We start from the raw sequence: 13,386 nt of genomic DNA on the forward strand, positions 1-13,386 counted from the left end.
AGAATATCCGCTGAGCATGTCCGCACCGATACTTAACGCCTCCGCCATCGCCGCCCAACAGGATCAGCACACCCGCGACTGGCATCTGCCCGCTTCTCCGCAGGCCACACCGGCTGAGCCCTTCGCCGCCCTGCTCGCGCAACTCCACCGCGCCAACTTTGACCTGTGGCACGAGGAAGACCGCGCCCGCGACCCCAACGCCAGCTCGGACCAGATCGCCATCACCAAGCGCGCCATCGACATCCTGAACCAGCGCCGTAACGATGTCGTCGAACAACTGGACCGCGCCCTGCTCGACGCGCTCGCTCCGCTCGGTCTCCCCAGGCCAGAAGCCGCCCTGCACTCCGAGACGCCCGGTCTTATCCTCGACCGGCTCTCCATCCTCGCGCTCAAGATCTTCCACACGCAGGAGCAGATTGACCGCACCGGCATCACCGCCGAGCACCGTGCACGCAATCAGCAGCGGCTTGCCACCCTCACCGAGCAGCGGACTGACCTTGCCGGCTGCCTCGATGCTCTATGGTCCGACGTCCTCGCCGGCCAGCGCCGCTTCAAGCTCTACCGCCAGCTCAAGATGTACAACGATCCCACCCTCAATCCCGTTCTCTACACCCGCGGGAACTCGTAGCTCGATGTCTCCTTCTTGACCTCGAGGCATATCCTGCGTATAAATCACCCACGACCCCTTTCGGCGCTACCTGTTGCACGTTGACCCGCGTCTGAATCAACTGGAACCTCATGGCCACAAGCAAAACCCCACCCGCGAACAACATACGCCGCATGCCTCGCACCATCGCCGCACAGCCCGCCCCCGACGCTGCACGCCAGCAGGCCCTCGAACAGTTCTCCACTGCCGTTCAGCTCATGCAGTCCGGCAAGTTCGACAAGGCTCTTGCCGCCTTCGACAAGCTGCTCCCCACCGCGCCCTTTGAGCTCGGCGACCGCATCCGTACCTTCCGTATCGCCTGCGCCAAGCAGACGGAGAAGGCGACAGCAAAGTTCGCCTCCGAGGAAGAACGCTGTGACTTCGCCGTGGTCCTGCTGAACGATGGCAATTATGCCGACGCACGCGAGCACTTTAACGAAATTCTGAAGAAAAACCCGCAAAGCGACTTCGCTCTCTATGGCCTGTCCGTACTCTCGGCCATCACCGGCGACTTCACCGCCTGCCTGGAGCACCTGACCGTCTCCATCAGCCTGAATCCGCATCGACGCATCCAGGCCCGCTCCGACTCCGACTTCCAGGACATGGCCGACGATCCGCGCTTTACAGAACTGCTCTATCCCGAGCCATAGATATTTCTCCGGATACGGCAGAAGAGGCGTGGCCAGTGGCCACGCCTCTTCTGCCGTATCCCATCTTCCTGAGACTAATTCGCCGCCACAATCTCGATAGGATGCACCGCTCCCTCAGCCGCGGGAACGTCCCCATCCTGCATGTACTTCTTCAGCAGCTGGTGATGCAGGCAGTATAACGCCAGCTCCAGGCGGTCGCTCACGCCCAGCTTGTCGTAAATCTTCCGCAGATAGTTCTTGATTACCTGCTCGGTCGTGCCAAGCTGGTAAGCAATCTCCTTGTTGCGCATGCCACGCGTAATGCAGGAGATGATCGAGATCTCCTTCGGCGACAGACGCGGCTGTACCTTCGGGTTGGTCAGCGTCGTGGCCTGCGCCCGGTACGCCTCAATCACCCAGTTGATCGACTGGTTGTCGATCCAGGTCTCACCCGCCGCAATCTTGCGGACACACTTCACCAGCAGATCCGGGGAGATCGACCTGGCCACCACGCCACGTACCCCACGGCGATACAGCTCCACCGTGTTGGCCTCGTCGGTTTCCACCACCTGCACAATGATTTTTGCGTTGGGCGCGCGCTTGACCAGCTCGGGAATCGCATCAATGGTCCCGGCAATCATCTGCCCTTCCAGCAGCACAACATCGGTCGGATAACGCTGCAGCGCCTGATACAGGTTTGGCAGACTTTCTGCCTGCGCCACCACACGGATGTCGTCCTCGACCGCGAAAATCTTCCGCATCCCTACGCGGTAGATCGCCTGGGAGTCTGCCAGAATCACCCGGATGCCGCTACTCGCCCCGTGTTGTCCTTCCGCTGGATCCAGATCGTGGATCGTTTCGTTTGCACTCATACTCAGCTTGCCTCAAGAGAATACTCATCAATCACTACTGCCGCTTTTTGCTCCGCTTCATACTGCTGGTGGCGGACTACCCTGCCCACACAATGAACCTTGACGTCAGAAGTCGTTCCCATGATGGCCGAAGGCATCGCCATTGTGAATTCCACTTTGGTATCGACTGCAGGCAACCAATGGGCCACAAGCAGCAGGCCGCTGGCGGAAACATTTTCCGTCACCGCGTCCAGAGCACCTTCCGGGGTTTGCAGGGATACCTGGAGACGCAGCGGGAACCGTACGGCGGTGCGCACCGGGTCTTTGGTCAGAGCAAAACTGGGAGGCAAGTAGGACATTTCGCGTTACCGCCGATCGGAGCGCATTTGTGACCTTCGCCCTCTATTGGTTACTACGGTGGAGCCCAGTGTAACTCATTTGCAAATACCCCGTACCCCAATTTTTTTGACCACTTCTTACCATTCCGGGAAGATTCCAGCCGATCCGCCGACCCACTTCCTCTCGCGGTTCTGGTCGACCCCCATCATCGTTCCCCTCCCCATCCGCACCAGGCTGATCATCGGTTCCAGGGCTCCCTTTTCCGGCCACAGGTACAGAATCCTCACCTCGGCCTGTGTCGGCCCTTCCGGGGTTTCCACCACCGGCTCAAAACGCATCCTTCGCTGCAGCAGGAAATTCCTCCGCTCCTTCACCGGTATCGACTGCATCTCCATCTCTCCGGGGGCAAAGCTAACTCCTTTACCTGCAAAGGAATACAGCGGCTTCAGAACCCACTGTTCCGGGTCCTCCGGCAACCGTTCCCGGCCCCGGCCCTCCATCCAGTCGTCCAGAAACACCGCCGGCGGCGCCGCCCAGTGCTCCAGATACGGCAGCGAAAACTTGCTCATGCGGAAGTACCAGTTGGGGTGGCCGGCCCACTCCACATCCAGGTCGTCGCGGTAGTCGAAGCCCGGAGAAATGCCCTTCCGCTCCATCTCGTCCACGATGGCCCGGTTATAAATTCGCCGCACAGGGACCTTACGCCCCCCGGTTTCATAGATCAATCCATCCCCAAACTTTTTCAACGAAGTGATATCAAGAACGCGGATCCCCAGCCGATCGGCATGCACACGGAAGTCCGGAAGCGTCTTCTGCTCCAGGGGGGTTACTTCGGTTAGTACTACCTGCTCCGGGTCATGGGGACCGACAATCTCCTGGCGCAGCAGCTCCCAGTACCCGTCCTCATCCCGCCCTCCCAGGAACCAGCCGCACCCCTCGATCTCGAACGCATCCACATACGCCTGCGACAGCACGCTCTGAAAACCGAACAGCGACGGAAAGCCCTGCATCTCCACCAGGCGGGGACTCAGCCGGCCCTCCTCACCACGCACCAGACCGAAATCAATCGCCAGAAACAGCGGCTTCCGGCTCTCTTGCGGAACCCGGTACCTCTCCGGAACGGCGGCGGCCGAATCCTGCATATAGCGCTCACTGCCAATCAGTTGCAGTGCCATCTCCTGCCCGGAACACACCATCTGCTGCAACAGCTCCGGCTCCAGAAAGCACGGCGTCTCGGCCACGCGGAACTGAAGCCGCGTCCCGGTGCGTTCTTCCAGAAGCTGCTGCAAACGCTGATACTTCTCCGGGGTAAAGCTACTGTTGAAGCGTTCGCGCCAGCCTGCCAGCATCCATTTCCTCCGCAAACAGCATCGCCCCGCACATGGCGGGGCGATGCTGCGCCTGTGAAGGCTAGCTTAGCTCGGAACGCTTACTTCAGTTCCTTCAGATACACGTTCTTCACCCAGTACTCGCCGGTCGACTCCACTTCAATACCCAGTTTGCCGCTCGCGCGGAAGTACTTCGGATCCAGGTCGGTGAACGAGGTCGTCAGGTGGCCATTCATGAAGATCTGCACCGTGTTGCCCTTGGCCACGATCATGAAGGTGTTCCAGTCGTCCTTCTTGAACCACTCGGTCAGCTGCGCCTTCTCGGCAACCGTCGCCGTCACCAGCGTCGGCTTACCCGGCTCAGCCAGAACCACGTGTCCGGGCGGCGAGATGATCGAGCGGCCACCCTGCTCATAGAACATGCCCGACCACATATTCGGCGCGTCGAAGTCCGCCTGCGGTCCAAACAGATCCCACTTAGCCTGCGACTCCTTGCTCGGCGGCGTTCCGGGGTTGGCGCACGCCGGCTGACGCGGCGGTCCCGCCGGACGAGGAGGCTGGCCGGCAGCACCTGCAGCAGCGGCCGGAGGACGAGGCGCCATCTGCGGACGAGGCGGATACACCGTGCCCGTCGGCTTGGCCGACAGGTAGCTGCGGAACTGCATGCCGCCGTTCACGCGTTCCGTGCCCTTGAAGTCATACTTCAGGATGAAGTCACCCGGCTCACCACCCTGCCAGATCAGGTACACCGTACCCGTCGGATGCTCGCAGCTGGGATGAATGTAAATCGAGTCGTCCTTGACCGACCACAGGGCGGTATCGCCGTCCCATCCCTTCAGGGTCTTGCCATCAAACAGCGGCGTAAATCCTGTGTTGTCGGCATAGTCATACGGCCCCGAACCACGGGGATTGAATCCCGGCGGTGGTCCGCCCGCCGGAGCCTGTGAGACGGCCAACGGGGCCATCAGCATCAGCGCCGCGGCGCCAAAATGCATAGGAATCGAAAACAGCTTCTTCATCGGTCAATTGCCTCCCAAAACATCAAAAATGAGTCGTCTCAGCACAGCCCCTGAAACTCCCCCATCCATACCGCCACGGAATCCTACCCGAACAAACTCATCTTCGCCTAGTGCTTTCGGACAAACTGTCGTATCGACCGGCGTCGGAGCCGGTGCGTGCCGCAAAGACACGCACCGGCCCTCACTCTCTACCCAAGCTGCATCTTCACCGGGTCCCAGTGAACCATCGTTCCCTTCTCTACGCTGCGATTCGCCAGCAGAGCCGCTCCCGCTGCCCGGAAACCGAAGGTCGCATCCTCCACCGGCTGACGCCGGCTGCGTACTGAGTCAAAGAAGTTCTTGAAGTGGTCATAGCTGTCCGAGTAGCCCTTCTCCGCCGCAAACTTCTGCACCGTCTGCTGTGGAGCGCCCTCCGGGTGCGTCAGCGGATACTTCTTCCGGTACTCCGCCGTCGTCTGCTTCTGCATCGCCTCGGTAAAGGTGCCCACGGTAAAGCCCGGCTCCTTCTCATGCGGAACGCGGGTCACCGTCACCGTCTGCCCGGCAATCTCCATCGTGCCTTCGTCTCCGGTGAACAGAAAGCCTTCGCTCTCCTCGCCGCCGTTCACAAAGTTCACCCGCAGGCTCAGGTTGAAGCCCTCCGGATAGTCAAACAGCGCCTGCAACACATCGTTGGCGTCGCGCCCGTCCTTCCAGTAGCGGATCGCGCCGGTCGCCATTGCCCGCGTCGGCCCGTTGGAACCGGTAATGAAATGCGTTCCGCTGAACAGGTGGACAAACAGATCGCCCGCGACGCCCGAGCCATAGTCGTTCCACTTGCGCCACTGGAAGAATCGCTCCGCGCTCCACGCATGCTTCGGGGCCGAGCCAAGAAAGCGCGGCCAGTCGCAGGTCTCCGGGCTGGCATCCAGGGGAACCGTATAATTCCACGCCCCAATCGACGAGTTGCGGTCCCAGCGCGCGGACACCGAGTTCAGCTTGCCAATCGCACCCGAGGCCAGCAGCTCCTTCGCCTTGGCATAGGCCACCGAGCTGACGCGCTGGCTGCCCACCTGCAGAATGCGGCCCGTCTCCTTCGCCGTCTTGATGATCTCCGGACCGTCTTCGTAAATGTGGATCATCGGCTTCTCGAGATACACATCTTTGCCCGCCTTCATGGCGTCCACCGCGGCCTGCTTGTGCCAGTGGTCGGGCGTTGCGATCAGGACAGCGTCAATGTCAGGACGCGCCAGGATCTCGCGGTAGTCGCGCGTGGTGAACAGGTCATTGCCCCACACCTCTTTGCTGTGCGCCAGGCGGCCGTCATAGCAGTCAGCCACGGCCACCAGCTTCACTCCAGGAACCTGCACGGCCCAGCGCGTGTCGCCCTGCCCCTGGCTTCCAGCGCCAATCAGCGCAAGCTGAATCGTGTCGTTTGGCGACTTGATGCGCGCCGTCTGTGCGTGCAGCGAACGCAATGTCACCGCTCCCGCGGCAGCCATGGCAGAAGAACGAAGAAACAACCGGCGATCCATTTCCATCCAACAAACCTCACTTTTTCAAGTCCAGAAAGGTATACGAGGAACAGGCGTCAAAGAGCAACTGGCGTATGTCCTATGCTGAGCCTTTATAGTGAAGCAAAGCGCCGCAGTCGCGACGCCAGCTTCCTTGCTGTTCCCATACATTCACAAAAAAGACAGGACTCCCAATGACTCGTCGCTGGTTTGCAGCCCTTGCAGGAACCGCCGTCCTTGCCCCCGTGAGCCGTGCCGCCGTCAAGGCCGGCAAGCGTATCTTCGCCGCCAACCCCAACGCCACACCCAAGCCGCCCTACTCGCCGGCCGTGGCCTATGGCGATGTGCTGTACGTCTCGGGCAAAGCCTCCTACAACGCACCGAATCCGAAAGACATCCGTTCCTGCGTCACCTATGCCTTCGATCAGGTCGAAGCCGAGCTGAAGAACGCCGGCTCCTCCATGGACAAAGTGCTGAAGGTGCAGGTCTTCCTCCGCAACATGGACGACTACGCCGCCATGAACGAGATCTTCTCAGCGCGCTTCGCCACCAATCCACCGGCCCGCACCACCGTCGCCGCCATCATCCCGCGCGACAGTCTTGTGGAGATCGACGTCATCGCCGCGCTGTAACAGCCCCACGGACGGTCATTCTAACGAAGGCTTCTGCTGTTGCCCCATTCTTCGCGAAGCGAAGGGTGGGGTTATCTCTCAGAACGAGACGGCCTTTGCTTCTGTTTTTTCGTTGTCATCCAGAGCACAGCGAAGGATCCGCTTTCGCCTTTGTCATTCTTGTCTTTTGTCATCCTGGAAGGAGGTGAAGACGATCTTGTCTTCCTTGTGCGCCTGCTGCACCCCTGCCATCTTCAGGTTGTCCAGAATGATTTGTACGAAGTCCTGCGCGTCGCGTATATTGCTGTCGCTCTGGCCCGGAGTCTCAATCAGTTCCTCGTTCTCATCCACGGCCAGCACGCGATGCGGGGAGAGAGTCTCGACGGTGAAGGAACCAGCCACGCGGGCCTTATTCTTTTCCTCGTAGTGCTTGTCGCTTCGTAGACTGCTTGCCGGGCGAGTCACTCCTCACATCGTGGCTTGAAAGAATCATTTACCTATGCCACGGAAACTACGTCTCCGCCGGTTCGAGCACGGCGACCGGCGCCTCTCGAAACGTTATCATTACCAGAACGGCGGTGTTGTCCAGCCCGCATGAGCTGAGTCAGTATAAGGATCTTAGTCTCAGCGCACATAGAGACCACAGTGGCGAAGAAGAGAGTCGCCGCAAAACGCACCGGCTTCAGTGTTGTGGCCTTTGGTCGGTAAGGCATCCTACGGCGCCAGTAACGATTGTGTAGGCGTACTGGGTCGGCAACGATCCTGGATCTAAAGCGGCACCTTCCGTATCTGTCGACGGCTGAAACGATCGTTGAAACCTCTATACCAGTATGCGAGACTGAGCAAGCAATGCATCCAGGGCAGAAAACTTAATAAGCTGCTCCCAGTGAGCAAATAACAGTAGCGGATCTGGATTGAAGAAAGTCCGTCTTGCCTTCAAAATAGACATGAAAGGTTCATCTCCGACCGTGATGAGTGCTTCTAGAGAGAGTGAATCGGTGTCGCAACGCTCTCAGCTTGAGACTGCAACAATCGGGGCTTCAGCCCGGACCGCTCCGCGTTTCGAATGGCTTGATGGGCTTCGCGCCTACGCCATTATCGGGGTGATACTGGTTCACTCAGGACAGCGGGTCTGGGTAGATGGCTACGCAACCGGCGCATCCATTTGGCTGGAACGGATTTCAGAACTGGGGCAGTACGGGGTTCAGCTATTCTTCGTAATTAGCGCAATTACCGTTTTTTATACGCTTGGTCGCTTTGATTTTCGCCCCGGGGAGTTTGGCGGCTGGCTGATCAAACGCTATTTTAGAATAGCTCCGCTGTACTACATCGCCATTGCTGGCTACCTGTTGCTTGGTCTTCTTGGAAACTTTCTTCGCTCCCACAGCCATAAGGCAGTTTTGCCAATTTTTACACCAACAGATGCAATCGCCAACTTCCTGTTTATCCAGACTTGGGTTGAGCATGCGAATAATAATGTCGTTCCTGGCGGCTGGTCAATTGGTGTGGAGATGATGTTCTATCTCATTGCACCTCTCTGTTGCTTCATGGTGAAACAACGCGGATGGGGTCCTTACTTCCTTTCAGTTCTTGCCGTTGCGTCTGTCGGCATAAGTCTAGTTCTGGCACATGGAGCTATTGCCAATAACACGTATTTCTACTACTGGTTCCCGACCCAGCTTCCTGTCATTCTGTGTGGTTTAGTGTTATGCCAGATTTGCGCATCGTGGATCTTTACAGAAAAATCGAATCCGCACGGCGCAACTGTGACTGCGCAGGCCGTGAGTCCCATAGCGTTTGTTTTGGCTGCTTGTTGTGGGCCGCTGCTGCACTGGGACGATGCATTTGCACCGCTTCTTTTGGGTGTTTCGTTCTCTGGCGTTGCTATTCTCGCGCGTGGTCCGCTACGGTCAGCTGTCACCAATCGAATGGCTGTGTGGCTCGGGAGATTGAGCTACAGTATTTACATCATCCACTTTGCGGTGCTGAATTTCGTTGGTATGGTTGAATTCAAACTTCCGATTTTAAGGTCTATTCCTGACCTTCTAACCCTTGCTTTGATCATTCTCATTACCTTGGCGGTAAGTATTCCATTCGCAATACTCTTACGGAATGCTGTTGAGGAACCAGGCATTCGGCTTGGCCGGAAGATATCGTCCGCACTCCATACATAGTCGGTGGCCGAAGGTTGCCACCGTGTGAGGCCGTTCGGGCCTCCAGGCTCTCCCTTTGCACGTGTAGACAAGACGCGGAAGGTCATCGAGTATCCATGCAATACCGTGTCGGCCTTCCGAAAACTGCGTGGGCCATGCCTCCTATATCTTGATGGATATCGGCAATGGATGTTCTAGCCGGTTAGCTCTTCTCGCAGCAGCCTGCTTCGATCAAGCAGGCTGCGGACGAAGATCAGGCTATTAAATAGTGGACTAACGGAACGGGCCGTGTTCTCCGACAAAATCAGGGGAGTTTTGCTATGTCACTGATCAATTAGGAATGGTGGAGGCGGTGGGAGTCGAACCCACGTCCGAAATCACGGCCGGGAGAGAGCTTTCATGCTTTTTCCGATTCTATAGTCTCGTTTCGAGCGCTTAGAACGGACGAAGATACGCTCGAAACCAGCCTGTGGATCTCGTCCACCCTGCCCAGGCGAAGCAGGGAAGACCAGACTACTGTGCGACGATCGGTACAGGCCCGTAGGCGAAGCCTGAGCGATCGGCTACTTAGTTAATTAAGCAGCAAGCGCGAATTGAGGTTCGGCACTTATAGTTTTGTGAGCGATTACGGGTGTCCACACTCCGGCATGCCTCTCTACCGCACGCAATCCCGTCGAAACTGTGACGCCCCACATCTCAAAGAACATGACATCGGCTCTCTAAAGAGCCTTCATGGATCTACTGGCAATACCACATGCGATGATCCACGTCGCCACGCCGGAAGATGATAAGGCCCGGCTTCAGTTCCTCTTTTCCGGTGACGAATGCCATAATTCGCCTCCATCGTTTGACTCGTTCTGTGCAGATTCCGTGTAGGATTTTTTCGTAAGTGCTTGAATCTTCGTATCTGTGCAGGATTCGTACAGATAATAGCAAGAAATTATCTCGTTTATTTATATTTATTTACGTAATAGTTATCATCCTGAGCGGATCTGCTTCGGACCTTTCAACCATGCGCAAGACACTCGTTCGCACCCTGAAGATCACGCTGGCCACCGCTCTCCTGCTGCTCCTCGCAGCAACAGTAACTATCCGCGTGCAGGAGTACCTCCTCTACCACCGCGCCGAACGCCTGCTCAGCGACATCCGCTCCATCGAAACCGGCAAATCCAGCTTCTCTGACGCTCAGGCATTCGTGGCTCGCTGGAAGAACTGGGGAGAAGTATCCTCTTCCTGCACGGAAAAGAAATGCGACTTTATGGTGACCCTGGGCCATATTCTTCCTGCGCCGGAAACCCGGGCTCAGCTTGGACTGGAACTGCTCAACGCTTTGGGGAGCCACTTTCTCGGCGGTGACTACCCGACCATGGTGCGAGGAGAAATAGGCGTCTTCGATGGACATATCTGGAGCCGGGGATACGGCTTGACCATTTTCCAGAAAAGTCAGGGGCCACATTCCGCGCTCGCAATCGAAGCCAGAACCGCAGACATGCCCTTCACTGGTTTCCCCCACATGGCGGATCATCCCGAGTTTGTTTTTCTTCGCCCAGACGAGAATGAAGACTACGGGTATTTCGTCCGCTCCTGGCTGCATTACACCCCGTTTGCTGACTCAGCCACCATCTCCCGTCTGCTCGACTTCCGTCTGGAATGCATGCATAAAAGCAGCCAGTGCTCTGAAGCAAAAGACGTCATGCCAACCGCTGCCGCCTACGACCAGGACCGCCCAGCCATCTCAGGCGACCTGCTCGACTGCGTCGTTCCCCTCAATACCCGTACGCGTGGCTACGATGGCTATCTTGCCGGTACCGTCACCGCAGTCAATCAGCAATCCCAGCCAGGTGCCGCACCCAAGCTGACCATAACTATCACGCCAGATCCCATACAGCCTGTCGGCGCCCTCACCACCCAGCCATCCATTCGCTTCTCCGCTGCTGGAACGAACGACCGTTCTCTGCAGCACCTCGGTATCACCCCAAAAACCGGCACCGGGGTCTACGTCCTGGCCGACTCGTCAGACAAGACCATCGACGAGCCAACATGGTCCTGCCGCCTCGCACCCCGTAACGAAGAAAGCCGCCGCCTTATCGAACTCGGCCGCCAACAGCATGCCCTGATGGACCGCCTTATCGCATATAGAGACACACTCGTCTTCGTCCCGGACATCTGAACCGGCGTCTCATCAAAGCCAGGTGCCCCATCCATACGCGCAGCGGATGGGTGGGAAGGACAGCCCACTACACTTAGTGAGTGTCATCCCGACCGGAGCGCAGCGCAGTGGAGGGACCTGCATTTCAACCAGCCACCCATCACACCATCCAACCCCACCCGGTATCCTAGTAGTGAATGCCTCCTATCCTCAACGCACGTACCATCAGCAAAGCCTTCGGCGCGCAGCCGCTTTTTCGCGATATCTCGGTCACCGTCTCTGACGGCGACCGCATCGGCCTGATCGGCCCCAACGGTGCCGGAAAATCGACACTGCTTGCCATTCTCGGCGGTCAGCAGGAGCCCGACTCCGGCGAGGTGGCTACCCGCAAGCGCGCCCGCACCGCGTACGTGCACCAGGAATCCAACTTCGCGCCAGGACGCACTGTCCGCCAGGTACTGGAAGACGCCATGAAGGCCGCCAATGTCTCCGACGCAGAGCACGACGGCCGCCTGCATGAGACTGTAGGCCGCGCCGACTTCCCGTCCATGGACACCGAGGCCGCATCGCTCTCGGGCGGCTGGCGCAAGCGTCTGGCCATCGCCGAGGCCACCATCACCCACCCCGACGTGCTGATGCTGGACGAGCCCACCAACCATCTCGACCTCTCCGGTATCGAGTGGCTGGAAGAGGTGCTCAAGCAGGCGCCCTACGCCGTCGTCACCATCTCGCACGACCGCTACTTCCTCGAAAACATCGCCACCGACATCATTGAGCTCAACCGCGTCTATGCCGAAGGCCTGCTGCGCGTCCGCGGCTCCTACTCGAAGTTCCTGGAAGAGAAGCAGGCGTATCTCGCGGCGCAGTCAAAAGAGCAGGAAGCTCTGAAGAACCGCGTGAAGACCGAGATTGACTGGCTGCGCCGCGGCCCCAAGGCGCGCACCACCAAGAGCAAGGCCCGCATCGACAGCGCACATGAGCTGATCGGCAAGCTGGCCGATGTCAATTCGCGCACCACCACACGCTCCACCGACATCGACTTCACCGCCAGCGATCGAAAGACCAAGCGCCTGGTGGAACTCACCGATCTCCATTACGAGGTCGGCGGCAAGACCATCTTCAACAGCCTGAACTTTACCTTCACCGCCGGCACCCGCGTCGGACTGGTGGGTCCAAACGGCAGCGGCAAAACCACGTTGCTACGTCTGCTGCGCGACGAGATCCAGCCTACTTCCGGAGCCATCAAGCGTGCCGAGTTCCTGCGCACGGTCTACTTCTCGCAGCTGCGCGAGATCGACCCGTCGCTTACGCTGAAGGAAGCGCTCACCCCAGACGGTGGCGACTCGGTGATCTTCAACGGCCGGCAGATCCACGTTGCCAGCTGGGCCAACCGCTTCCTGTTCACCGGTGAGCAGCTCTTCCAGCCCGTCCATCGCCTCTCCGGCGGAGAGCGCGCGCGTGTGTTGATCGCCCGGCTGATGCTGCAGCCCGCTGACCTTCTGCTGTTGGACGAGCCGACCAACGACCTCGACATTCCGACGCTGGAGATCCTGGAAGAGTCGCTGTTGGAGTTTCCCGGGGCTCTCATCCTGGTCACGCACGACCGTTACCTGCTGGACCGGGTATCGACGACCGTGCTGGGACTGGATGGAAAAGGGAACGCCGGCCAGTTCGCCGACTACGGCCAGTGGGAGCAGTGGCGCGACGAAAATGAGTTCGATAACGCGTCGAGAAGCGCGCAAAGTGACGCAAAAAGCGCCTCCGGAAGCACCTCCAACACGTCTTCCAAGAAGAAATTGTCTTACCTGGAGGCACGGGAGTTTGCCACCATCGAGCAGCGCGTGGACGAGGCGGATGCCATCGTCGTGGCCCTGCACGAGAAGCTGGAGGACCCAGCTGTCGCCACCAACGCGGAAGAGCTGCAGAAGACGCTGGCGGAGCTTGAGACCGCTCAGTCTCATCTGGATGGACTCTATGTCCGCTGGGCAGAATTGACCGAAAAAGCAGGCTAAACCGGGCTGGGGCCTATGTTATTTTGGGGACAAATGTACCCAAAATCTGAGTTTCATCAGAAGGCACGGCGCCTCGCCTGGCACATTCTTTTCGCTGCGCTCGTCGTAGCCGTGATGCATCACGGCTACGTCTTTGGCCAGTGGCTGCAGAAGCAG

The 13,386-nt window shown here is 58.6% G+C and carries 12 protein-coding genes and 1 other RNA gene; 6 read left to right on the top strand and 7 right to left on the bottom strand.

Annotated elements, in window-relative coordinates:
- Positions 1-16 precede the first annotated feature (16 nt).
- Together OHL13_RS10415 and OHL13_RS10420 are read left to right on the top strand one after the other, a co-directional pair.
- Positions 17-628, top strand: a complete 612-nt coding sequence (locus OHL13_RS10415; protein ID WP_263410061.1) for a DUF4254 domain-containing protein — start codon at positions 17-19, stop codon at positions 626-628.
- Positions 629-738: 110 nt separating this feature from the next.
- Positions 739-1,296: a tetratricopeptide repeat protein gene (locus OHL13_RS10420; RefSeq protein WP_263410062.1), complete on the top strand. Its 558-nt coding sequence runs from the start codon at positions 739-741 to the stop codon at positions 1,294-1,296.
- Between the two features lie 74 nt (positions 1,297-1,370).
- Here OHL13_RS10420 and OHL13_RS10425 read toward each other — a convergent pair whose 3' ends face one another.
- The 5 genes from OHL13_RS10425 to OHL13_RS10445 all read right to left on the bottom strand — a co-directional run bounded on the left by OHL13_RS10425 (position 1,371) and on the right by OHL13_RS10445 (position 6,314).
- On the bottom strand, positions 1,371-2,147 hold the full coding sequence (locus tag OHL13_RS10425) for a response regulator transcription factor (protein ID WP_263410063.1): 777 nt from the start codon (positions 2,145-2,147) through the stop codon (positions 1,371-1,373).
- Between the two features lie 2 nt (positions 2,148-2,149).
- Positions 2,150-2,485, bottom strand: coding sequence for a PilZ domain-containing protein (locus OHL13_RS10430; RefSeq protein ID WP_263410064.1), 336 nt, complete (start codon positions 2,483-2,485; stop codon positions 2,150-2,152).
- Positions 2,486-2,602: 117 nt separating this feature from the next.
- The gene (locus OHL13_RS10435; protein ID WP_263410065.1) at positions 2,603-3,814 is read right to left on the bottom strand and encodes a hypothetical protein; all 1,212 of its coding nucleotides are present in this window, start codon (positions 3,812-3,814) and stop codon (positions 2,603-2,605) included.
- An 80-nt stretch (positions 3,815-3,894) separates the two neighbouring features.
- On the bottom strand, positions 3,895-4,812 hold the full coding sequence (locus tag OHL13_RS10440; protein WP_263410066.1) for a 3-keto-disaccharide hydrolase: 918 nt from the start codon (positions 4,810-4,812) through the stop codon (positions 3,895-3,897).
- 188 nt (positions 4,813-5,000) lie between these two features.
- Positions 5,001-6,314 carry a Gfo/Idh/MocA family protein gene (locus OHL13_RS10445; RefSeq protein ID WP_263410067.1) on the bottom strand — a complete coding sequence of 438 codons (1,314 nt, stop codon included), beginning with the start codon at positions 6,312-6,314 and terminating at the stop codon, positions 5,001-5,003.
- Between the two features lie 185 nt (positions 6,315-6,499).
- Between OHL13_RS10445 and OHL13_RS10450 the strand changes: the two genes are divergently transcribed.
- A complete protein-coding gene (locus tag OHL13_RS10450) occupies positions 6,500-6,937 on the top strand; it encodes a RidA family protein (RefSeq protein ID WP_263410068.1) in 438 nt (145 codons plus the stop codon).
- 153 nt (positions 6,938-7,090) lie between these two features.
- Here OHL13_RS10450 and OHL13_RS10455 read toward each other — a convergent pair whose 3' ends face one another.
- Positions 7,091-7,318 (bottom strand): hypothetical protein, encoded by a 228-nt coding sequence (locus OHL13_RS10455; protein WP_263410069.1) that lies wholly within the window; start codon positions 7,316-7,318, stop codon positions 7,091-7,093.
- 512 nt (positions 7,319-7,830) lie between these two features.
- Between OHL13_RS10455 and OHL13_RS10460 the strand changes: the two genes are divergently transcribed.
- Positions 7,831-9,090, top strand: a complete 1,260-nt coding sequence (locus OHL13_RS10460; RefSeq protein WP_263410070.1) for an acyltransferase family protein — start codon at positions 7,831-7,833, stop codon at positions 9,088-9,090.
- A gap of 320 nt (positions 9,091-9,410) precedes the next feature.
- On the opposite strand, the gene ssrA is transcribed toward OHL13_RS10460, so the two are convergent.
- Positions 9,411-9,760: a transfer-messenger RNA gene (ssrA, locus tag OHL13_RS10465) on the bottom strand.
- A 198-nt stretch (positions 9,761-9,958) separates the two neighbouring features.
- On the opposite strand from ssrA, the gene OHL13_RS10470 reads away from it, so the two are divergent.
- Both OHL13_RS10470 and OHL13_RS10475 read left to right on the top strand, forming a co-directional pair.
- Entirely contained in the window at positions 9,959-11,239 is a 1,281-nt protein-coding gene (locus OHL13_RS10470; RefSeq protein ID WP_263410071.1) for a hypothetical protein, read from the top strand.
- A gap of 176 nt (positions 11,240-11,415) precedes the next feature.
- Positions 11,416-13,230, top strand: coding sequence for an ABC-F family ATP-binding cassette domain-containing protein (locus OHL13_RS10475; RefSeq protein WP_263410072.1), 1,815 nt, complete (start codon positions 11,416-11,418; stop codon positions 13,228-13,230).
- The last annotated feature ends 156 nt before the right edge of the window (positions 13,231-13,386 follow it).

This window comes from Terriglobus tenax (assembly GCF_025685395.1).
In the GTDB taxonomy this organism is placed as follows: Bacteria; Acidobacteriota; Terriglobia; order Terriglobales; family Acidobacteriaceae; genus Terriglobus; species Terriglobus tenax.